At 42.4% G+C, this 22633-nt stretch carries 18 protein-coding genes; 17 read left to right on the top strand and 1 reads right to left on the bottom strand.

Annotated elements, in window-relative coordinates:
• Positions 1–36: 36 nt before the first annotated feature.
• The gene (locus tag WKT11_RS06150) at positions 37–2541 is read left to right on the top strand and encodes a beta-mannosidase (RefSeq protein WP_340283233.1); all 2505 of its coding nucleotides are present in this window, start codon (positions 37–39) and stop codon (positions 2539–2541) included.
• A gap of 207 nt (positions 2542–2748) precedes the next feature.
• Here WKT11_RS06150 and WKT11_RS06155 read toward each other — a convergent pair whose 3' ends face one another.
• Positions 2749–3126, bottom strand: a complete 378-nt coding sequence (locus WKT11_RS06155; protein WP_117676278.1) for a DUF1292 domain-containing protein — start codon at positions 3124–3126, stop codon at positions 2749–2751.
• A 218-nt stretch (positions 3127–3344) separates the two neighbouring features.
• Here WKT11_RS06155 and WKT11_RS06160 point away from each other — a divergent pair, with 218 nt between their 5' ends.
• The 16 genes from WKT11_RS06160 (at position 3345) to WKT11_RS06235 (ending at position 22600) form a co-directional block, all read left to right on the top strand.
• The gene (locus tag WKT11_RS06160) at positions 3345–4103 is read left to right on the top strand and encodes an exodeoxyribonuclease III (RefSeq protein ID WP_117676277.1); all 759 of its coding nucleotides are present in this window, start codon (positions 3345–3347) and stop codon (positions 4101–4103) included.
• 113 nt (positions 4104–4216) lie between these two features.
• On the top strand, positions 4217–6109 hold the full coding sequence (locus WKT11_RS06165; protein ID WP_181977696.1) for a Type II secretory pathway, pullulanase PulA and related glycosidase: 1893 nt from the start codon (positions 4217–4219) through the stop codon (positions 6107–6109).
• Positions 6087–6686, top strand: coding sequence for a DUF5662 family protein (locus tag WKT11_RS06170; RefSeq protein WP_117676275.1), 600 nt, complete (start codon positions 6087–6089; stop codon positions 6684–6686). The genes WKT11_RS06165 and WKT11_RS06170 overlap by 23 nt, the downstream gene beginning before the upstream one ends.
• Before the next feature lie 252 nt (positions 6687–6938).
• Positions 6939–8477, top strand: a complete 1539-nt coding sequence (putP, locus tag WKT11_RS06175) for a sodium/proline symporter PutP (protein ID WP_242986786.1) — start codon at positions 6939–6941, stop codon at positions 8475–8477.
• Between the two features lie 141 nt (positions 8478–8618).
• A complete protein-coding gene (gene glf, locus WKT11_RS06180; protein ID WP_117676273.1) occupies positions 8619–9734 on the top strand; it encodes a UDP-galactopyranose mutase in 1116 nt (371 codons plus the stop codon).
• Between the two features lie 50 nt (positions 9735–9784).
• A complete protein-coding gene (locus WKT11_RS06185; RefSeq protein WP_117676272.1) occupies positions 9785–10369 on the top strand; it encodes a DUF6553 family protein in 585 nt (194 codons plus the stop codon).
• 39 nt (positions 10370–10408) lie between these two features.
• On the top strand, positions 10409–13333 hold the full coding sequence (locus tag WKT11_RS06190; protein ID WP_117676271.1) for an insulinase family protein: 2925 nt from the start codon (positions 10409–10411) through the stop codon (positions 13331–13333).
• Between the two features lie 24 nt (positions 13334–13357).
• The gene (era, locus tag WKT11_RS06195; RefSeq protein WP_119242429.1) at positions 13358–14266 is read left to right on the top strand and encodes a GTPase Era; all 909 of its coding nucleotides are present in this window, start codon (positions 13358–13360) and stop codon (positions 14264–14266) included.
• Between the two features lie 72 nt (positions 14267–14338).
• On the top strand, positions 14339–15091 hold the full coding sequence (gene recO / locus WKT11_RS06200; RefSeq protein ID WP_117844949.1) for a DNA repair protein RecO: 753 nt from the start codon (positions 14339–14341) through the stop codon (positions 15089–15091).
• Positions 15092–15241: 150 nt separating this feature from the next.
• Positions 15242–16636: a glycine--tRNA ligase gene (locus tag WKT11_RS06205; protein WP_022380971.1), complete on the top strand. Its 1395-nt coding sequence runs from the start codon at positions 15242–15244 to the stop codon at positions 16634–16636.
• Between the two features lie 251 nt (positions 16637–16887).
• Positions 16888–18090 carry an NRAMP family divalent metal transporter gene (locus WKT11_RS06210; RefSeq protein WP_118630357.1) on the top strand — a complete coding sequence of 401 codons (1203 nt, stop codon included), beginning with the start codon at positions 16888–16890 and terminating at the stop codon, positions 18088–18090.
• 133 nt (positions 18091–18223) lie between these two features.
• Positions 18224–18949, top strand: a complete 726-nt coding sequence (gene pxpB, locus WKT11_RS06215) for a 5-oxoprolinase subunit PxpB (protein WP_117676267.1) — start codon at positions 18224–18226, stop codon at positions 18947–18949.
• Between the two features lies 1 nt (position 18950).
• Positions 18951–19958 carry a 5-oxoprolinase subunit C family protein gene (locus tag WKT11_RS06220; protein ID WP_117676266.1) on the top strand — a complete coding sequence of 336 codons (1008 nt, stop codon included), beginning with the start codon at positions 18951–18953 and terminating at the stop codon, positions 19956–19958.
• A gap of 42 nt (positions 19959–20000) precedes the next feature.
• Positions 20001–20438 carry an acetyl-CoA carboxylase biotin carboxyl carrier protein gene (gene accB, locus WKT11_RS06225; protein WP_025577217.1) on the top strand — a complete coding sequence of 146 codons (438 nt, stop codon included), beginning with the start codon at positions 20001–20003 and terminating at the stop codon, positions 20436–20438.
• Positions 20439–20456: 18 nt separating this feature from the next.
• Complete coding sequence (accC, locus tag WKT11_RS06230) at positions 20457–21806, top strand: acetyl-CoA carboxylase biotin carboxylase subunit (protein WP_118247566.1); 1350 nt, start codon at positions 20457–20459, stop codon at positions 21804–21806.
• Positions 21807–21829: 23 nt separating this feature from the next.
• Positions 21830–22600 carry a LamB/YcsF family protein gene (locus WKT11_RS06235; protein WP_117676264.1) on the top strand — a complete coding sequence of 257 codons (771 nt, stop codon included), beginning with the start codon at positions 21830–21832 and terminating at the stop codon, positions 22598–22600.
• Positions 22601–22633: the final 33 nt, after the last annotated feature.

Raw genomic sequence — 22633 nt, forward strand, 5'->3', positions numbered from 1 at the left:
AGCATTTCAAAAAATTTAACATGGGGGACAAAGCAAATGATAGAATTACAGCTTCATGAGAATTGGCAGCTATGTGATATTAAGAAACAGGACTGGATTCCTGCACAGGTGCCGGGGGATATCTATTCAGCGCTTCTTAAAGCGGAAAAGATGCCTGATCCATTCTTTGGAGACAATGAATATCAGGCGAAAGCGTTGATGGAGGAGGATTACGAATACCGAACGGTATTTACCTATGATGAAAAGCAGTTTGAGAACTGTCAGGAAGTAATTCTGAGATTTGACGGAATTGATACGATCGCGGATATTTATCTGAATGAATGTTATCTGGGAAAAGCAGACAATATGCACAGAGTCTGGGAATTTCCGGTTGGAGAACTGTTACAGGAAGGCGAGAATACACTTCGGGTTATCATCAGATCACCGTTGAAATTCATGGCAGAAGCTTTTAAAAAGTATAAAAATATTGGAAACGAGGATACAGTAGAGGGATTTATGCATCTTCGTAAAGCACATTATATGTCTGGATGGGACTGGGGTGCCTGTCTGCCGGATGGCGGTATTTTCCGTCCTGTAACTCTTCTGGGAATCGAGTCAGCCAGACTGGACAGCGTATATATCCGTCAGGTACATGAGGATGGAAAAGTACTGCTGATTCCGGAAGTGGATGTGGAGACAGTAGACGAAGCGGAAATTGATACAGATGAAAAAAACAGCGCAGAGATGCCTGATCAGGGCGTGGAAAGTGAAGCAGATGAGGATTTACTGGAATATGAAGTTACAGTAACTGCGCCAGATGGAACGAAAATTGTAAGTGACGGATCTCCGGATGAAATCGTAATCGAGAATCCACAGTTCTGGTGGCCAAACGGTCTGGGAGAGCAGCCATTATATCAGGTTCAGGTAGACCTGAAAGCAGGAGATAAAACCGTCGATACCTGGTGTAAGAAAATCGGACTTCGGACACTGACCATGCACATTGAGAAAGATGAGTGGGGAGAAAGCTTTGCTCACGAAGTGAATGGCTATCAGGTTTTTGCAATGGGTGCAGACTATATTCCAGAGGATAATCTGCTGCAGAGAACCTCAAAGGAACGTACCAGAGAATTACTTCTTCAGTGTAAGAGAGCAAACTTTAACACGATTCGTGTCTGGGGCGGCGGCTATTATCCGGAGGACTGGTTCTTTGATCTTTGTGATGAACTTGGCCTGATGGTATGGCAGGACTTTATGTTTGCCTGCTCGGTCTATGAACTGACACCGGAATTTGAGGCGAATATCCGTCAGGAATTTATTGATAATATCAAAAGAATCCGTCATCATGCGTCACTTGCACTGTGGTGTGGCAATAATGAGATGGAAATGTTTGTAAAACAGGGCACCTGGGTAACGAAACCTACAGAGGTGAGAGACTATCTGCTGATGTATGAGCGCATTATTCCGGAAGTACTCAGAGAATATGATCCTGATACATTTTACTGGCCGGCAAGTCCGTCATCAGGCGGATCTTTTGATGAGCCGAATGATCCGAATCGTGGAGATGTGCATTACTGGGAGGTATGGCATGGAAACAAGCCATTTGCGGAATATCGCAAATATTTCTTCCGCTATGCTTCTGAATTTGGTTTTCAGTCATTCCCGTCTGTTAAGACACTGGAGACGGTAACTGATGATCCGAGAGAACTGAATCCGTTTTCTTATGTGATGGAGAAACATCAGAGAAATTATGGCGGAAATGGAAAGATTGCCAAGTATATGCAGGCTGCCTATCGTTATCCGGAGAACTTCAGTGCTTTTGTATATGCCTCTCAGCTTCTTCAGGCAGATGGAATCCGCTATGGAGTAGAACATTACCGTAGAAACCGAGGTCGCTGTATGGGAGCAATCTACTGGCAGTTAAATGACTGTTGGCCGGTTATTTCCTGGTCATCCATTGATTATTATGGAAGATGGAAAGCTCTTCATTATTATGCTAAGAGGTTCTTTGCACCGGTAATGCTTTCCTGCGAGGAGCAGAGTTGGATGACAGTGGAAGCGGATATGAACCGTCAGCATTTCGAATTTGAGAAATCTATCCGCCTGAATGTGACAAATGAAACTTTGACTGCGCATAAAGTGCTGGTAAAATATGCAGTGCGCGATGCCAGTGCGAAAATCCTGCGTCAGGAAGAACAGTGGGTAGAAGTTCCTGCGCTTTCCAGTGTGTGGATGGATAAAGTAGAACTTCCGGGAATTGACTGCTTCAATGAATATGTAAGTTATGAAGCATGGGAGAATGAACAGATCATTTCTCAGGGAACAGTGATTTTCTCTTATCCGAAATATTTCCACTATCAGGATCCGAAGCTTTCAGTGAGAGTGGAAGGGGATGAGATTATTGTCAGTGCAGAAGCCTATGCTAAGAGCGTAGAAATTCAGAATGAGAACGACGATCTGATTCTGGAGGATAATTACTTCGATATGAATGCAGGCGAACGCAGAGTAAAAATCCTTGATGGAAAACCAGAAAACCTGAAAGTACGCAGTGTGTACGATATATAAGTCAGGACTTTGGGCAGACACTTACTTGATTCGTTTAAATAAGCGTTTGCCTTAATAGGTATTACGGTTGCAAAAGTCAATAATCGGCAAATAGAAATATATGAATATTGAAAAGCAGAAGAGATAGAAATTTTCTGATGGGAAATGAAATATATAAAAAATAAGAATCTCCGACATTTACAAAATGTAAGAGATTCTTATTTTAAATTAGTCGATCTTTTCGAGAGAATCCTTTGCGTTCTGAAGAACTGTATCAAAAGCAACAGCAGCTTTTGCGTATTCTTCGTCACTTTCGATGTTGGAAAGCATAGGATCGCCGCTTTCTGTGCGGGCAAATGTATAAAGGTAAACTTCACCACTCTGGTTCTGTCCATTCTCGTCCAGTGGGAGAAGTGCAATGTATTCTTTTGCATCTACCGGGAAAATAGTAAGGATCGCGCATTCTACCTCGGTATCATCTTCCATGGTAAGTGTGATAGTTTTGTGTTCTTCAGATGTGCCACATCCACTGCTGGAATCACATCCGCCGCCGCAGGAAGCGCAGTCACTTGGGTTACATCCGCCAAATGTAAATTCGTCACTCATTTTATATTCCTCATTCTTTCTTTTTTATCAGTGAGAGGGGAAATATCTGCCGCCTCAATTTCGTTTTATTGTAGCAGAAACACAGTAAGAATGCAAGCTGCTGTTCTCAGTAACTACACTACAATATAAAAAGATGTTTGTTACAGGTGCAAAACGTGTTATAATGGATAAAGACAGTGTTTATAGTAAATATTCAGATTATAAGGGGATCAGCTTATATGAAATTAATTTCATGGAATGTAAATGGAATCCGTGCCTGCATTGGCAAGGGATTTGAAGAGAGTTTTGCTGCGCTTGACGCAGATATTTTTTGCCTGCAGGAAACGAAGTGTCAGCAGGGACAGGTAGAACTGGAACTTCCGGGATATCATCAGTACTGGAATTATGCGAACAGACGCGGCTACTCCGGAACTGCTGTTTTTACAAAGAAAGAACCGATATCTGTAGCTTACGGTCTGGGAATCGAAGAGCATGATAAAGAAGGACGAGTGATCACTCTGGAATTTGAGAACTTTTATCTTGTGACTGTATATACACCAAATTCCCAGAGTGAATTACGCAGACTGGAATACCGTATGCACTGGGAAGAGGATTTCCTGGCATATCTTTTAAAATTACAGGAGAAGAAACCGGTGATTTGCTGTGGCGATTTCAATGTTGCCCATAAAGAAATTGACTTAAAGAATCCAAAGACAAATCGTAAAAACGCTGGCTTTACAGATGAAGAAAGAGCATGTTTTGATAAGGTACTTGAGAGCGGATTTATAGATACGTTCCGTTATTTTTATCCGGATGTGGAAGGAAGATATTCCTGGTGGTCTTACCGCTTTAAGGCGAGAGAGAAGAATGCGGGATGGAGAATTGACTATTTTATCACTTCTCCACAGCTGAAAGATAAGCTAAAAGGCGCTGAAATTCATTCTGATATCATGGGTTCAGACCATTGTCCGGTAGAACTTGAGATAGAATTAGATTGATGCACATCACAAAGTATGTTGCAAGACGTAGAGAGAACAGTGACGATTGACAGGGATGGCATATCATATGGACAGACATAAGCAGTAAGAAAGAAGATGGAGGAGACGAAGAGATGGTTGAACGCAGAAAGATAAGAACAGAAAAGGGGCTGGCTCTTGTACCTGGTGCAAATAAGCTCTCAGGTGGCTGTAATTTTGCAGTGGAGGTACCGGAGGGCAGCCAGGCATCTCTGGTTCTTTACAAAAAGAGATCAAGAAAACCTTTTGTGGAGATTCCTTTTACGCAAGAAGAAAGAATCGGGAATATGTATGCGTTATCCATCCCGGATTTTCAGCCAGAGGCATATGAATATAATTTTATGGTAGATGGAAAAGTTTACATCGATCCCTGTGCGTACCGGATTCTGGGAAGAGAGAAATTTGGTGCGGCAGTGGATGCGGATATTCATAAGGTAAGATGTGGATTTCTCCGAAATGAGGCATTTGACTGGGAAGGCGATAAAGAACCATCAATTCCATACCATGAAATGATTCTTTATAAACTACATGTAAGAGGATATACAAAGACAAACCGAACTGTAACAGGTACGAAAGGAACTTTTCAGGCCCTGGAAGAAATGATTCCATACTGGAAAGAACTGGGTATTAATACGATCGAGCTGATGCCTGCATATGAATTCATGGAAAGCGGCACATGCAGAGACGCAGAGAAAGAGGAAATGGTATCTGAAAAACGTACAGAGGGCCGCGTGAATTTCTGGGGTTACATACCAGGCTATTATTTTGCGCCAAAGAGATCTTACTGTGCCACAGATGACCCGGAGAAAGAGTTTAAGACACTGATTAAAAAGTTACATCAGGCTGGAATTGCCTGTATTATGGAAATGTATTTTCCGAAAGAATGCAACATGCTCGTAGTATTGCGGGCATTACAATTCTGGAAACTTTATTATCATGTGGACGGCTTTCATTTACTGGGAGAGGGAGTTCCGACAGAAATTCTTATGCATGATGCGATTCTGAGTAATACACGACTGATGTTTCACGATTTTAATGCAGATCAGATTATCAAAAAGAAAAAATCCGATAATAAATGTATTGCGCAATATGAGCCGGGATTTCAGCAGGATATGCGCAGATTTTTAAAAAGTGATGAAGATATGGTTGGTGTTGCGGCATATAGGTTCAGAAGAAATCCGAGAGATTACGCTGTTATCAACTACATGGCCTGTCAGGATGGCTTTACCCTGAATGATATGGTAACCTATAATTACAGACATAATGAAGCCAATCAGGAGAATAATCAGGATGGCAGCAGCTACAATTATTCATGGAACTGTGGTGTGGAAGGACCAAGCAGAAAGTTGCAGGTCCGTCAGATGAGAGAACGTCAGATAAGAAATGCGTTTCTTATGATGCTGCTCAGCCAGGGAGTGCCTCTGATTTATGGTGGAGATGAGATAGGAAATTCCCAGAACGGAAATAATAATGCGTATTGCCAGGACAACCAGGTAGGATGGATTGACTGGAAGGGTATGAAGAAGAATCGGGAACTGCTTGAATTTGTAAAAAGTGCGATTGCGTTTCGTAAAGAGCATCCGATCCTTCACGTGCCGGATGAATTGCGGGGCGTAGATTACAAGACAAAGGGACTGCCGGATGTTTCACTTCATGGAGAGCGTGCCTGGTATATGAATTCAGAGAATACTTCAAGATTACTTGGAATCATGTACTATGGTGCTTATGCAAAAAAAGCGGATGGAAGTGATGATGCTTCTGTTTATGTCGCATATAATTTTCATTGGGAAACCAGGGAATTTGCCCTTCCTAATCTGAGACATAAACGCTGGAAAAAGGTGATTGATACCAGTGCCGAAAAAGAAAATTACTTCCTTAAAGAAAGCGAAGAAAAATACAGTAAGAAGCTGGAGATCGCACCGCGTACGATCGTGGTATTGCTGGCAGTAGAGGAGGAGAAGAAAGATGCACCCGTGGCTGCACTTTAAAACAATAACCAGACATAAACTGCTGGTCATGCATTATTGTTTCCGGGCAGGTCTGTATAAACAGGGACTGCTCCATGACTTGTCGAAATATGAACCGGTAGAATTTCTGGTTGGATGTAAATATTATCAGGGAGACCGAAGCCCGAATAATGCCGAGCGAGAGGAAACAGGACTGTCTAAGTCCTGGCTGCATCATAAGGGCAGAAATAAACATCATTTTGAATACTGGGTGGATTATGCGCCAGGAGATGAGCACATTATCAATGGCGTTCCTATGCCGCGTAAATATATCGCAGAGATGGTAATGGACAGAATCAGCGCGTCCAGAAATTATCTGGGTGATAAATATGACCAGCATCAGCCTTTGGAATATTTTATGAAGAGTAAAGAGAAGCTTTGGTTTATTCATCCAAAGACGAAGAGAGATCTGGAGGGACTGTTAAGGATTCTTAATGATCATGGAGAGAAAGTGTTAATTTCCTATATTAAGAATGTTTATTTGAAAAAGGATAAAAAAAGAGCTCATGCAAAACATGTGTCAAAAAGAACAGGTTCTAAAAAGTATCTTTCTTATTAATTTTCACACGCCACTATTCCGCGAGGTGTTTTGGCATAAAAAATGCCAAAATAAGGTGTAAAACCTAAAAACAGGCAAAAAAATAGCCAAAAATGAGAAATACACTTGTATGATATACAGGTAATGTGGTAAAGTAACCGGGTACGAGAGAGGTACGCGGTTATTTTTACGTTATGTAAAGGCTAAACATCCTGCGGGCTTTTTACAGAAGCAGGCAGGAAAGTATTTAAATGATAAGAAGGAGGAAAGAATTTGAGTAGTACAACAATGATCATATTATCTGCATTTGTGGTCTATCTTCTGTTCATGATAGTTATCGGTGTAGTTTATATGAAAAAGACAAACAACTCAGAAGACTATTTTCTGGGCGGACGTGGTCTGAACGCCTGGGTAGCTGCTCTTTCAGCGCAGGCATCGGATATGAGCGGATGGCTTCTGATGGGACTTCCGGGAGCAATTTATTCTCTTGGAACAGGCCAGATCTGGATTGCGGTAGGTTTATTTATCGGTACAGTATTAAACTGGGTCTGTATTTCACACAGACTTCGTAAATATACGATCGCAGCAAACAATTCCCTTACGATTCCTGCATATCTGGAGAACAGATTCCAGGATAAGAAGAGAATTTTGTTATTACTTTCATCTATTGTGATCGTAATCTTTTTCCTGGTGTATACAGCCTCTGCGCTTGCAGCAGGTGGTAAGCTTTTTAACACCGTATTTGGAATTGATTACCATATTGCACTGGCAATCGGAGCAGCAGTTATTCTCTGCTATACCTTTATGGGTGGATTTATGGCAGTATGTGTAACTGACTTTGTACAGGGAACACTGATGCTGATCGGTCTGCTGATCGTTCCGCTGGTTGCTTATTTCACATTAAGTGGAAATTTAAGTGATCTTCTGACTCAAAGTGGGGCACCGGGAGGAGCAGCAGCGTTTCTCAATCCATTTGAGAACGGAGAGCGCCCATATACATTTATTGAAATCTTTTCCCAGCTGGCATGGGGACTTGGATATTGTGGTATGCCGCATATTCTTACTCGATTTATGGCTGTAAAGAACGAGAAAGAATTAAAGAAATCCAGTGTGATTGCGATCGTATGGGATATTCTTTCGCTGACAGCTGCCTGCTTTATTGGTGTGATCGGACGTGCATATCTGCTTCCGGCTGTACTGGGAGAAGAAGGCGCTTCCTCAGCAGAGAGTGTATTTATCGAGATGATCAACAAGCTGTTTTCTACAGATCTGGCATTGCCGTTTATCGGAGGAATTTTCCTCTGTGGAATCCTGGCAGCAATCATGTCTACCGCGGATTCACAGCTTCTTGTAACAGCATCTGCGGCATCTGAGGATTTATATCATCAGTTTGTTAAGAAAGATGCAGATTCAAAGGAGGTTCTTACAGTTGCGAGAATCACAGTTATCGCTGTTTCTGTAGTGGCATTTATCATTGCGTGGAATCCGAACAGCAGTATTATGGGACTGGTATCTAATGCATGGGCTGGTCTGGGAGCTGCTTTCGGACCGACTGTGGTTATGTCTCTGTTCTGGAGAAGAACAAATCTGGCAGGTGCAGTTGCAGGTATCGTTTCCGGTGGTCTGACAGTTATCATCTGGGATTACATACCGCTTGCGGCAGGACAGACACTTGGAACTTATACGGGTCTTTACTCTCTGGCAGTAGGATTTGCAGTCAGCCTTGTAATGATCATCATCTTCAGCCTTGCTACGAAAGCACCGTCTAAAGAGATTACTGACGTATTCGATGAGGTAGCCGGAAGGAAATAAGGCTACGGTCCGATTTGTTTTTTGTAACAAAATAAGAATTAAATAGAAAGACTATCCATTTTCGGATGAATTTGTTATAATGGCAGTAGCGCAAAAAAAGCGTTACTGCTTTTTTATATTACGAAGAAGAAGGTGTCGTACATGAAGAAATATGATTATCTGATAGTAGGAGCAGGTCTTTTTGGTGCGGTATTTGCACATGAGGCTTCCAGACGGGGAAAAACCTGTCTTGTGATCGATAAGAGAAATCACATTGGCGGTAATATTTACACAGAAGAAGTGGAGGGAATCCAGGTACACAGATATGGTGCACATATTTTCCACACTTCCAGAAAACAGGTATGGGATTATATCAATCAGTTTGCAGAATTTAATCATTTCGTAAATTCGCCGATTGCAATCTATAAAGATGAATTATATAACCTGCCGTTTAATATGAATACGTTCCATCAGCTCTGGGGAGTACGCACTCCGGCAGAGGCAAAGGCGAAGATTCAGGGACAGATCGCAAGAATGCACATCACTCATCCGAAGAATCTGGAGGAACAGGCACTTGCCCTAGTCGGACAGGATGTATATGAGAAGCTTGTAGAAGGATATACAAGGAAACAGTGGGGCAGAGAGTGTAAAGATCTGCCGTCATTTATCATAAAAAGACTTCCTTTGCGTTATACTTATGATAATAACTACTTTAAGGATCCTTATCAGGGAATTCCGAAAGGTGGTTATACCCGCATTGTGAAGAAACTTCTTGAGGGCGTACAGGTATGCCTGAATACGGATTTCTTTGCAAACAGAGAAGAACTGACGGCACAGGCGGATAAGGTACTCTTTACAGGTATGATTGATGAATTCTATGATTACTGCTATGGAGAGCTGGAATACAGATCATTAAGATTTGAGACAGAAGTGCTGGATATGGGCAATTATCAGGGAAATGCAGTTGTAAATTATACGGACTATGAGGTTCCGTATACAAGAATCATTGAGCATAAGCATTTTGAGTTCGGTACACAGCCAAAGACTGTTATCACCAGAGAATATCCTGCGGCATGGGAGAAAGGCAAAGAGCCATATTATCCGGTAAATGATCCGAAGAACAGTGAGCTGTTTGACAAATATGAGCGCCGCGCATTAGAAGAGAAGAATGTGATCTTTGGCGGAAGACTTGGCATGTATCGTTACATGGATATGGATCAGGTTATTGAGGAGGCACTTTCTCTTGCAGAGACAGAACTTACTTATGAAGAACCGTGATATACGTTAGAAAAAAGTTTTAAGACAGTAACTGGAAAGGATAAATATATATGACAGATACACCAACAATTGCTCTTTATTACAAAGAGCATGACCCGATGAAGAGAAAGATGTTTCTTGATCAGTCTATCGCAGCAGGGGAAGACGAAGAGACAAATGCTGTTCGAAAAGAAATCTGGGAGATTCGCTATGGCGGTCCTTCAGAACTGGGACCGGATACACGCGCAGATGGATACCTGGCATTGTGGATGGCCATGGAATACAGTAAAGATGCTGCTGGAAGAATGTTTGGCGGTAAGAGAGCACGCAAGGAAGTTGAGAAGAATCTTGCCAGAATGAAATTCAAAGAATTGCAGGAGAAGAGTGAACTTCACAGAGAACTGCTTTACAGAGAGTGCTGCCATATGGTAAAGACTTATATGGAACTTTGTGAGAAGGACAAGACATATAATACAACTTTGTGTGGAATTATTCCTATCAGCGAGAAGAGTGCAAAGAATAAGCTTCAGAATGATATATATACGACTGCAGTTGCATTTCCAGAGGAAATTAATATGCAGCAGGAACTGGAAATCATCACAAGGGCAGCAAGAGAAGCTTACGAGGATCATTTTCCGGGAGAAGGCGGATTATAAGAGATAAGGATACGCCAATAAAAATTACTGGAGGCATACATGAACAAAGAGAATTTGACAGCTTATGAAGTTGTGACAGAAGAGGAACTGACAGATATTCATTCTAAGGGATGGCTTCTTCGCCATAAGAAAACTGGCGCCAGAGTCATGCTGATCGAGAATGATGATGAGAATAAAGTATTTAATATCGCATTCCGTACACCGCCTAAGGACAGCACTGGTGTTGCGCATATCCTGGAGCACAGTGTACTTTGCGGATCTAATGACTTTCCGTTAAAAGATCCTTTTGTAGAACTTGTAAAAGGATCTCTGAACACATTCCTGAATGCGATGACTTATCCGGACAAAACATGCTATCCTGTGGCAAGCTGTAATGACCAGGATTTTCAGAATCTGATGCATGTTTATCTGGATGCGGTATTTTATCCGAATATCTATAAACGCGAAGAGATTTTCCGCCAGGAAGGCTGGAACTATCATCTGGAACAGCCGGAAGGACCATTGAAATATAACGGTGTCGTATACAATGAGATGAAAGGTGCTTTTTCCTCACCGGATGAAGTCCTGGAACGTGAGATTATGAATCACCTTTTTCCTGATACTACCTATGGATGCGAATCAGGTGGTGATCCGAAGAATATTCCGGACCTTACCTATGAAAATTTCCTGAATTTCCACAGAACTTATTATCATCCATCCAACAGCTATATTTATCTGTATGGAAATATGGATATGGAAGAGAAACTTAAATTCCTGGATGAGCATTATCTGTCCAATTTTGATTATCTGGATGTAGACTCTGTGATTCAGGAGCAGAAAGCGTTTGAAAAATGCCAGGATGTGGTACTGGAGTATCCGGTTGCAGAGAATGAGGGAGAAGAGGATAATACGTATCTTTCTTATAACATGGTTGCCGGAAATGCTTCAGACAGTCAGATGGCTATGGCGTTTGAAGTACTCGATTATGCACTTTTAAGCGCACCGGGAGCACCGCTGAAACAGGCACTTCTCGATGCAAAGGCAGGTAAGGATGTCTATGGCTCTTATGACGATGGTATTCTTCAGCCATACTTTACAGTAATTGCGAAGGGCTCTAATCCGGATAAGAAAGAAGAATTTTTATCTGTGATCCGACAGGTACTTGGAGACATTGTCAAGAATGGAATCGATAAGAAGGCGATAGAGGCAGGAATCAATTACTTTGAATTCCGTTATCGTGAGGCAGACTTCTCATCTTATCCAAAGGGACTGATGTACAGTCTGGATATTCTGGGAGACTGGCTGTATGAACAGGGAAATCCTTTCGCACAGGTGCAGCAGCTGGAGGTATTTGAGAAACTGAAAGCTGCAGTTAACGAAGGATATTTTGAGGAACTGATACGCAAATATCTTCTTGAGAACCCTCATGGCTGTGTTCTTACCCTTGTTCCGAAGAAAGGTCTGGCAGCCAAACGTGAGAAAGAGCTGGAAGAAAAACTGGAAGCATACAGAAGCAGCCTTTCTGAACAGGAGCTGAATGCTATGGTTGAGAAAACCAAAGCACTGGAAGCATATCAGGAAGCTGAGGAGGATCAGGAAGCGCTGGAATGCATTCCAATGTTAAAGAGAAGTGACATTAAGAAAGAAGCTGCAAAGTTTGTAAATGAAGAATTATCTGTAGACGACAGTCTGTTCCTTTATCATGATGTATGCACAAATGGTATCGGTTATGTAGATCTGATGTTTAAAACAGACAGCATTGCACCGGAACAGATTCCATATCTGGGATTGCTGAAATCAGTACTGGGCTATGTTGACACGAAAGATTACACATACGGAGAACTGTTTAATGAGATCAATGCCAACACAGGTGGTATTAACTGTGGAGTGGAGGTATTTGACAGAGCAGATTCAACAGAAGAGTTTCAGGCAATGTTCTCTGTAAGAGGTAAGGCACTTTATACAAAGATGGATTTTCTTTTCAAAATGATCCAGGAGATTCTTAATACTTCCAGACTGGAGGATACCAAGCGTCTCTATGAGATTATTGCTTCTGTGAAATCTCGCGCGCAGGTAAGCCTGACAGGTGCCGGACATTCTACTGCTGTACTGAGAGCAACTGCTTATTCTTCACCGATGGCAGCTTTTCAGGATGAGATGGCGGGTATCGGATATTATCAGTTTATCGAGAAACTGGAGAAAGACTTTGACCAGAGGAAAGATGAAACTGTAGAGGAACTTCGCAAACTTATGAAAGAAATTCTCCGCCCGGAGAACTTTATGATCAGTTATACAGGTGAGAAAGAATCTCTGGAAACAGTTAAGAAGCTGGCAGCATCTGTAAAGGCAGGACTTTGTACAGAACCGGCAGAGAAATCAAAGGATAAACTGATCTGTACAAAGAAGAATGAGGGATTTAAGACCTCCGGACAGGTTCAGTATGTGGCTCAGACCGGTAACTTTAAGAAGAAAGGTCTGGAATACACAGGAGCGCTGGAAATTCTGAAAGTTATCTTAAGCTATGATTATCTGTGGATTAATCTGCGTGTAAAAGGCGGCGCTTATGGCTGTATGAGCGGATTTAAGAGAAATGGTGAGAGTTATCTGGTTTCCTATCGTGATCCGCATCTGAAACGTACTCTGGATGTATATAAAGGAATCCCGGATTATATCCGTAATTTCCAGGCAGATGAGAGAGATATGACGAAATATGTGATTGGCACCATCAGTGGCAAGGATGTACCGAAGACACCTCAGATGAAGGGTGCTGTTTCCAAAACAGCTTATTTCTGTGGCGTGACAGAAGAGATGATCCAGAAAGAACGTGATCAGATTCTGAATGCGTCCGTAGAGGATATCCGCGCACTTGCTGAGATTATTGAAGCAGTTCTTGCAGCAGACCAGATCTGTGTTGTGGGAAGTGAGAGCAAGGTATCAGAAGCTTCCGATATACTGATGGAAGTGAAATCACTGGTCAACTGTTAAAAATAATATAAGGAAAAGGATAGAATGAACGAAAATTTTAAATCAGGATTTGTAGCAATCATCGGAAGACCAAACGTTGGTAAATCTACTCTGATGAATCATCTGATCGGTCAGAAGATTGCTATCACATCTAAGAAACCACAGACAACCAGAAACCGTATCCAGACAGTGTATACCTGTGATGAGGGACAGATCGTATTCCTTGATACACCGGGTATCCACAAGGCGAAGAATAAGCTGGGCGAATATATGGTGCAGGTGGCAGAGAGAACTTTAAAAGAAGTGGATGCCATTATGTGGCTGGTAGAGCCGAGTACATTTATCGGTGCGGGAGAACGCCATATTGCAGAACAGCTTCAGAATATCGGAGTGCCGGTGATTCTGATCATTAATAAGATCGATACCGTTTCAAAAGAGGAGATTCTTCCGGCAATCGATACTTACCGTAAGGTATGTGATTTTGCGGAAATCATTCCATGCTCTGCACTGCGAGGACAGAACACAGAGGATATCATTGGATGTATTCTGAAATATCTTCCATATGGACCGATGTTTTATGATGAGGATACAGTTACAGATCAGCCACAGCGCCAGATTGTGGCTGAGGTAATCCGCGAGAAAGCTCTCCATGCACTGGATGCAGAGATTCCTCATGGAATTGCAGTTGCTATCGATCAGATGAAAACACGTCCGGGCAAGAAACCAATCGTGGATATTGATGCGACCATTATCTGTGAGAGAGAGTCTCATAAGGGAATTATCATTGGCAAACAGGGAGCTATGTTAAAGAAAATCGGCAGCAACGCGAGATACGAGATTGAACGTATGCTGGAATCGAAAGTAAACCTGAAACTTTGGGTAAAAGTAAAGAAAGACTGGAGAGACAGTGATTTTTTGATTAAGAACTTTGGTTACGATAAGAAAGAAATCTGATAGAGTATCATAGAGTTATCCGGTGTACCAAAGGTATTAAAAGTAATAAAAAGTATTTAAGGAACAGAGTGAATGAGTGATTTGATAACAGTGCAGGGAGTAGTGCTCTCTGCCATGCCGGTAGGAGAATATGATAAGAGGATCGTTCTTCTCACAAGAGAGAGAGGAAAGATATCTGCATTTGCAAAGGGAGCACGCCGTCCGAACAGTCAGTTTCTGGCAGCTGCAAATCCTTTTGTATTTGGAACATTTACCCTTTATGAAGGTCGTTCCAGTTATAATCTGAATCAGGTATCCATAACTCATCACTTTGTAGAACTGGCAGGAGAACAGCCGGGAATCTATTACGGATATTATTTTCTGGAGCTTGCGGATTATTTCGGCCAGGAGGGTACGGACGAGAAAGAATCCATGAATCTTCTGTATGTGACAGTAAAGGCTCTCTTGAATCCACATATTGAAGACCGGCTGGTGCGTTGTATCTTTGAACTTCGCATGATGGCCGCGCAGGGATTGTGTCCATCGCTGTTTCATTGTGTATGCTGTGAAAGACAGCCGGTGGAGGGAGAGGAGATATTCTTTTCCCAGCAGAATCATGGGATTCTGGACAAACATTGTCTGGGACAGGTAAATGATGCAAAGAGGATATCGGCACCTGCCTTGTATGCTATGCAATACATAGTGACCACATCTCTTGGCAAACTTTATACATTTACTGTGACAGAGGAAGTACTCTATGAACTGGAACGACATATTCATACGTATGTTGCCTCAAACACCGAAAAACGGTTCAAAAGTCTGGAAATTCTGGAAATAATGAGCTGAGATACCTTGAAAAAGAAAACGGATGCAGTTATAATAGCAGTAGCTGTAGCTGTTTATTGCGTTGAAAAATCAGAAAGATATCAAAGCAGACAGTAATTAATTATCTCAAAAAGAGATAAATTATCCTAAAAAAGAACGAGGAGAATTGTGATGGAAAAAACAATGGACAAAATCATAGCTCTGGCAAAAGCAAGAGGATTTGTTTACCCGGGCTCTGAGATTTACGGAGGTCTTGCAAACACATGGGATTATGGTAATCTTGGTGTGGAATTAAAGAATAATGTAAAACGTGCATGGTGGCAGAAATTTATTCAGGAATCCCCATACAATGTAGGTGTTGACTGTGCGATTCTGATGAATCCGCAGACATGGGTAGCATCCGGACATCTGGGAAGCTTCTCTGATCCGCTGATGGACTGTAAGGAATGTCATGAGCGTTTCCGCGCAGACAAGATCATTGAGGATTTCAGCCAGGAGAACGGAATTGAACTGGAGAGCTCTGTAGATGGATGGTCTCAGGAAGAAATGATGAACTTCATTAAAGATCACAATGTACCATGCCCTACATGCGGCAAACATAACTTTACAGATATCCGTCAGTTCAACCTGATGTTCAAAACATTCCAGGGTGTTACAGAGGATGCCAAGAATACTGTATATTTAAGACCTGAGACAGCTCAGGGTATTTTCGTAAACTTTAAGAATGTTCAGAGAACATCCCGTAAGAAGATTCCGTTTGGTATCGGTCAGATCGGTAAATCTTTCCGTAACGAGATCACACCGGGTAACTTCACATTCCGTACACGTGAGTTCGAGCAGATGGAACTTGAATTCTTCTGCGAGCCGGATACAGACCTTGAGTGGTTTGCATACTGGAAGAACTTCTGCCTGAACTGGTTACATTCTCTTGGATTGAAGGATGAAGAAGTTCGTTATCGTGACCATGATGCAGAAGAGTTAAGCTTCTACAGCAAAGCTACTACTGACGTAGAGTTCCTGTTCCCATTCGGATGGGGCGAGCTTTGGGGAATCGCTGACAGAACAGACTATGACCTGACACAGCATCAGAACGTATCAGGACAGGATCTGACATACTTTGATGATGAGAAGAAACAGAAATACATTCCATATGTAATCGAGCCGTCACTTGGAGCTGACCGTGTGGTACTTGCATTCCTGTGCAGCGCATATGACGAAGAAGTTCTGGATGCAGAGAAGAATGATGTTCGTACAGTTCTTCATTTCCATCCGGCACTTGCACCTGTTAAGATTGGTGTGCTTCCTCTTTCCAAGAAACTTAATGAGGGTGCAGAGAAGATTTACCAGCAGTTAAGCAAGAAATATAACTGTGAGTATGATGACCGTGGAAACATCGGTAAACGTTACAGAAGACAGGATGAGATCGGTACTCCGTTCTGTGTAACTTATGATTTTGAGTCCGAAAATGACGGAGCAGTTACAATCCGTGACCGTGATACCATGGAACAGGTTCGTGTGAAGATCGATGAACTGGATGCATATTTTGCAGATAAATTTACATTTTAACTGAATAAAGTGCAAAGCAGTTATTCGGTTATGTGAGTGAACAACAAAGTGGATGATTATATCCGCATGACTGAAAAAAACAGCAAGGGAGCTGTATCGGATGGGAATCCGGGCACTCCTTTGCTGTTTTTTATTACAAAATATAGATTATAAAAATTCGATATCAAAAGTTGTCAAAACAACTTTTGCTTGTGTAAATATTCATTTTTTAGTATAATGAGCAATAATAACATGAAAAGGGGGCAATAAAAATGAGCGAAAAGAAAAAAAGTGGTGGAGCCTTACTTGGCGCAGCGTTTCTGATGGCCACATCTGCAATCGGACCTGGATTCCTGACACAGACAGCAACCTTTACCGGGCAGTATCAGGCAAGTTTTGGATTTGTTATCCTGGTTTCCGTAATCCTTGCAGCCATTGCACAGATGAATATCTGGCGCGTGCTTTGTGTAACCGGACTTCGTGGACAGGATGTTTCCAATAAGGTACTTCCGGGACTGGGATATCTGGTATCTATACTGATTGTATTTGGTGGTCTGGTATTTAATATCGGAAACGTAGGTGGCGGAGCACTTGGTTTTAACACATTGCTTGGAATACCTACCAAAGTTGGTTACATACTGGCAGGTCTTTTGGCAATCCTGGTATTTGTACTGAAAAATGCCAAAAGTGCCATGGATACTATTACCAAGGTACTGGGTGCCATTATGATTATCGTAATCTTTGTTGTGATCATTGTGGTAAAACCACCGGTAGGAAGTGCATTGAAGAATACATTTGTACCGGAAGCCGGTGCCACAAATCTGATTCCTGCAATCCTTACACTTCTGGGAGGAACTGTTGGAGGATATATCACTTTCTCAGGCGCACACCGTCTGATCGATGCAGGAATTACAGGCGAGAAGAACCTGAAAGAGATTAATAAGAGTTCTGTTATGGGTATGATCATTGCCACTATTGTACGTATTTTCCTGTTCCTGGCTGTTCTGGGTGTTGTTGTCAAGGGTGTAACACTGGATGCTGCAAATCCTGCAGCAGATGCCTTTAAGCAGGGGGCTGGTGAAATCGGATACCGGTTTGCAGGTCTGGTTCTTCTGTGCGCGGCCATCACATCCATCATTGGTGCGGCTTATACTTCTGTTTCTTTCCTTAAGACTTTCAGTAAGTCTATTGAAGAAAATGAAAATAAAGTGATCATCGGATTTATCATTATTTCCACAGCAATTATGTTTATTCTTGGCAATCCGGCAGTACTTCTTGTGCTTGCAGGTGCTGTGAACGGTCTGATCCTTCCGATCACCCTGGCAATCTGCCTGATCGCTGCACATAAGAAATCCATTATGGGAGAGAATTATCATCATCCGGTAGTACTTACCATTCTTGGAGTGATCGTGGTAGTTCTTACAGCATACCTCGGTGTAACTACATTTGTATCTAAGATCGGTACATTGTTATAATTGAGGAAAATGTATCCGGTTTTCAGACTGGAGAGTATATCAAAAAGGTGTGATCGTCCAGGTTACACCTTTTTGGTTCATTAACAGCTATAAAAACATATGGTAAAAAAGATTAAGAAAAGAGGAGCAGATTATGCCGGACATTAGAATTTTAACAGAAGGTGATTCTTCTGTTCTGGTTGAATTTGGCAAAGAGATCAGTCCGGAGATCAACCGGAAGATCACTGCCATTGTACAGCTTATGAGAGAACAGCATATAGAGGGAGTTGTAGATATGATCCCTGCGTTCTGTTCTCTGCTGGTTAATTATGACCCGCGTGTGATTTCCTACGATGACCTGAAAAAAAGACTGGAAATTCTGTTAAAGATGGAAGTTACAGCAGGTGAAGGATGCAGAAAAGTTTATGAGATTCCTGTATGCTATGGAGGTGAATATGGTCCGGATATTGAGAATATTGCAGAACATGCCGGACTTTCTGTAGAGGAAGTGATAAAGATTCATTCTTCCAGAGATTACCTGATCTATATGCTTGGTTTTCTTCCGGGCTTTTGTTATCTGGGCGGGCTGGATGAAAGGCTCCATACACCCCGTCTTGCCAATCCCAGAATCAAGATCAATGCAGGAAGTGTGGGGATCGGTGGTTCACAGACAGGAATTTATCCCCTGGATTCTCCGGGAGGATGGCAGCTAATGGGAATGACACCCGTAAAAACCTATGATCCGGACCGCAACATCCCGATTCTGGTAGAGGCAGGAGATTATATCCGCTTTGTACCGATCGATGAAGAGGAGTACAAACGGATCAGAGAATTAGTAGAACGTGGCGAATACCAGTGCACCGTTCATGAGGAGGCATAAAATGGGAATTCGTATATTAAAAGGCGGAATGATGACAACGGTTCAGGATCTGGGACGTTATGGATATCAGAGTCAGGGATTCAGTGTAGCAGGAGTCATGGATGTCCGTTCATTCAAAATAGCCAATCTTCTTCTGGATAATCCGGAGAATGAGGCAGTATTGGAGATAACGCTGATAGGTCCGACCCTCGAATTTACATCAGCTACTATCATCGCGATCACAGGCGGAGATTTCCAGCCAACCATTAATGGAGAGCCGGCTCCCATGTATACAGCCCTGTATATGAATAAGGGAGATGTACTGAAATTTGGAAGTGCAAGAACAGGAAGCAGAGGTTATATTGCTTTTTCCAGTTATCTGGATATTCCGGTAGTGATGGGAAGCCGATGCACCAATTTAAAGAGTGGTCTGGGCGGATTTAAGGGAAGAAAACTGGAAGCGGACGATTATATCGGATTTCGTATTAAGAGACGTTATCTGCCGTTTTTCCTTTCCCGAAAGCTTGATATGGATGAGTTTGATCAGACAGAAGCAACACTGCGGGTAGTAATGGGACCGCAGGATGGTATGTTCAGCAAACAGGGCATCCAGACTTTCCTGTGCAGTGAGTATACGGTGACAAATGAATTTGACCGTATGGGCTGCAGGCTGGAGGGACCGTTTATTGCACCTAAGGAGACTTCGGATATTATTTCCGACGGAATCGCATTTGGGGCTATACAGGTACCTTCCCATGGTAAACCTATCATTCTGCTGGCTGACCGTCAGACAACAGGCGGTTATGGGAAAATTGCCACAGTAGCATCTGTGGATATTCCCAAGCTGGTACAGAGAAAAACAGATGATAAGATACATTTCAAGGCAATTACCGTACAGGAGGCTCAGGCTCTTTATGTTGAGGAAATGAAAGAACTTGACGGGCTGAGAAAGATCATTCATCAGCCATGTAAAGAGGTTCTGGATTGCCGTCTGGTGGCAAAGAGACTGCGTAAGCTGTTTGAAGAATAACTATAAAAAATAATATAGAATAGACAGAAAGGATAATGTTCGATGGATTTAGAGAAGATTGAAGGATTGGTAAAGATTATTGAGGATTCATCCCTTAACGAATTCACATATAAGGACAAGGATGTAAAGATTACAATGAGCAAGCTGGATCATCCTCCTGTAGTTGCAGCGGGAGTACCTGTGGCTGCATCTGCACCTGTGAATACAACTGTGGAAAAGGCTGAGGAAGAAGAGGAGGAGAGTCTGTTTATCACTTCTCCTATCGTAGGAACTTTCTATTCTGCTGCTGCTCCGGATGTACCTGCTTTTGTAAAGGTGGGAGATCAGGTAAAAGCAGGACAGACAGTCTGCATTCTGGAAGCTATGAAGCTTATGAATGAGATCCAGAGTGACTATGACTGTGAGATTGAAGCAGTTCTGGTAAGCAATGAACAGAAAGTAGAATACGGACAGCCTCTGTTCCGCGTTAAGAGACTGTAGGATAAGGAGGCTTTCATATTGTTTAATAAAATTTTGATCGCCAACCGTGGGGAAATTGCAGTCCGGATTATACGTGCCTGCAGGAATCTGGGGATCCGAAGTGTGGCTGTTTATTCAAAAGAAGATGCTAAGAGCCTTCATGTACAGCTGGCAGACCAGCGTATCTGTATCGGAGAAGGTCCTGCCAGAAACAGCTACCTGAACATGGACCGGATCATTGCTGCAGCAGAAAATATGGGAGCAGATGCTATCCATCCCGGTTTTGGCTTTCTTTCAGAAAACAGTGAGTTTGTACGTAAATGTAAAGAAAACGGAATTACTTTTATCGGACCGGATGCAGATGTTATTGATAAGATGGGAAATAAATCCCATGCCCGTAAAACCATGATGGATGCCGGTGTACCGGTTGTACCCGGAACAAAAGAACCTGTATACGATGCAGAAACAGGTAAAAAGCTGGCTGAAGAGATCGGATATCCGGTTATGATTAAGGCTTCATCAGGAGGCGGCGGTAAGGGTATGCGTGTAGCTGCCAATGAGGATGAATTTGAGTTTCAGTTTAATATGGCACAGAGAGAATCAGCCAATGCTTTCGGAGATGATACCATGTACATTGAACGTTTTGTAGAAAATCCCCGCCATGTGGAAATCCAGATTATGGCAGACAGTCATGGAAATGTGGTGGCACTGGGAGAGCGTGACTGTTCGGTACAGAGAAATCATCAGAAGCTGATTGAGGAATCCCCGTCCCCTGCCATTGATGAAGAAACCCGCAGGAAAATGAATGAATATGCAGTTCTTGCTGCGAAAACAGTAGGTTATACCAATGCAGGAACTATTGAATTTATCGTAGATCCAAAAGGCAACTTCTATTTCATGGAAATGAACACCAGAATCCAGGTTGAGCATGGAGTAACAGAGATGGTTACAGGTACAGATCTGATCATTGAGCAGATCCGTGTGGCTATGGGAGAGGAGTTAAGCTTTAAACAGGAAGATATCCGGATTAAAGGACATGCTATTGAATGCCGTATCAACGCAGAGATTCCAGAAAAGAATTTCATGCCAAGTCCCGGAGTAGTACAGCATATGCATCTTCCGGCAGGCAACGGAGTCCGGGTGGATACTGCCCTTTATACAGGTTATAAGATTCCGTCAGAGTATGATTCCATGATCGCGAAGGTAATCGTCCATGCACCTGACAGAGAGGCAGCACTGCAGAAAATGCGCTCTGCGCTGGATGAGATGGTGGTCATGGGTGTGGAGACAAACCTTGATTTCCAGTATCAGATTATGAAGAATAATGTATTCTGTGAGGGAAAAGCAGATACCGGATTTATTGAGAATGTGCTGAAAATTAAGGGATGATAAATAAAAAAGAGGTAAGGTAAATGTATACAGTAGATTTAAACAGTGATCTGGGAGAAAGTTTTGGAAACTATAAAATCGGTAATGATGATAAGATCATTCCGCTGATCTCCTCTGCAAATGTAGCCTGCGGTTATCATGCTTCAGATCCGGTAGTTATGGGAAATACGCTGGCAATGGCAAAGGAAGCGGGAATCCGTATAGGAGCACATCCGGGTTTTCCTGATCTGATGGGCTTCGGAAGAAGAAATCTGAGTGTTTCTCCTGCAGAGGCAAAAGCCTATGTGCTCTATCAGCTGGGTGCACTGGATGCATTCTGCAGAGTAACCGGTGTAAAAATGCAGCATGTAAAGCCTCATGGAGCCTTATATAATATGGCTGCAGAAGATTATGCTCTTTCTACTGCGATCTGTGAGGGAATCAAAGAATTTGACAGCAGTCTGATCGTACTTGCTCTTTCCGGCGGACAGCTGGCAAAGGCAGCTCAGGATATGGGTCTGCGTACAGCTATGGAGGTTTTTGCAGACCGCGCCTATGAAGAAGATGGTACTCTGGTAAACAGACGTAAGGAAGGTGCTGTGATCACTGATGAAAATGAGGCTATTGCCAGAGTGATCCGTATGGTCAAGGAGAAAAAGATTACTGCAATTACAGGAAAAGACATTGATATTCAGGCAGATTCCATCTGCGTTCATGGAGATGGAGCCAAGGCTCTGGAATTTGTGGAAAAAATCAGAGAAGCTTTTGCAAAAGAAGGAATCCAGATCAGTTCTCTGGATGAGTTTGTGAAATAAAAGAAACTGAGAAACAATTATTAAAAGGAATGA

It is taken from the genome of Blautia sp. HCN-1074 (assembly GCF_037890165.1).
In the GTDB taxonomy this organism is placed as follows: Bacteria; Bacillota; Clostridia; order Lachnospirales; family Lachnospiraceae; genus Blautia_A.

Coding starts and splice junctions, on each gene's coding strand:
- WKT11_RS06150 (WP_340283233.1), top strand. CDS start 37: ATGATAGAATTACAGCTTCATGAGAATTGGCAGCTATGTGATATTAAG.
- WKT11_RS06155 (WP_117676278.1), bottom strand. CDS start 3,126: ATGAGTGACGAATTTACATTTGGCGGATGTAACCCAAGTGACTGCGCT.
- WKT11_RS06160 (WP_117676277.1), top strand. CDS start 3,345: ATGAAATTAATTTCATGGAATGTAAATGGAATCCGTGCCTGCATTGGC.
- WKT11_RS06165 (WP_181977696.1), top strand. CDS start 4,217: ATGGTTGAACGCAGAAAGATAAGAACAGAAAAGGGGCTGGCTCTTGTA.
- WKT11_RS06170 (WP_117676275.1), top strand. CDS start 6,087: ATGCACCCGTGGCTGCACTTTAAAACAATAACCAGACATAAACTGCTG.
- glf (WP_117676273.1), top strand. CDS start 8,619: ATGAAGAAATATGATTATCTGATAGTAGGAGCAGGTCTTTTTGGTGCG.
- WKT11_RS06185 (WP_117676272.1), top strand. CDS start 9,785: ATGACAGATACACCAACAATTGCTCTTTATTACAAAGAGCATGACCCG.
- WKT11_RS06190 (WP_117676271.1), top strand. CDS start 10,409: ATGAACAAAGAGAATTTGACAGCTTATGAAGTTGTGACAGAAGAGGAA.
- era (WP_119242429.1), top strand. CDS start 13,358: ATGAACGAAAATTTTAAATCAGGATTTGTAGCAATCATCGGAAGACCA.
- recO (WP_117844949.1), top strand. CDS start 14,339: ATGAGTGATTTGATAACAGTGCAGGGAGTAGTGCTCTCTGCCATGCCG.
- WKT11_RS06205 (WP_022380971.1), top strand. CDS start 15,242: ATGGAAAAAACAATGGACAAAATCATAGCTCTGGCAAAAGCAAGAGGA.
- WKT11_RS06210 (WP_118630357.1), top strand. CDS start 16,888: ATGAGCGAAAAGAAAAAAAGTGGTGGAGCCTTACTTGGCGCAGCGTTT.
- pxpB (WP_117676267.1), top strand. CDS start 18,224: ATGCCGGACATTAGAATTTTAACAGAAGGTGATTCTTCTGTTCTGGTT.
- WKT11_RS06220 (WP_117676266.1), top strand. CDS start 18,951: ATGGGAATTCGTATATTAAAAGGCGGAATGATGACAACGGTTCAGGAT.
- accB (WP_025577217.1), top strand. CDS start 20,001: ATGGATTTAGAGAAGATTGAAGGATTGGTAAAGATTATTGAGGATTCA.
- WKT11_RS06235 (WP_117676264.1), top strand. CDS start 21,830: ATGTATACAGTAGATTTAAACAGTGATCTGGGAGAAAGTTTTGGAAAC.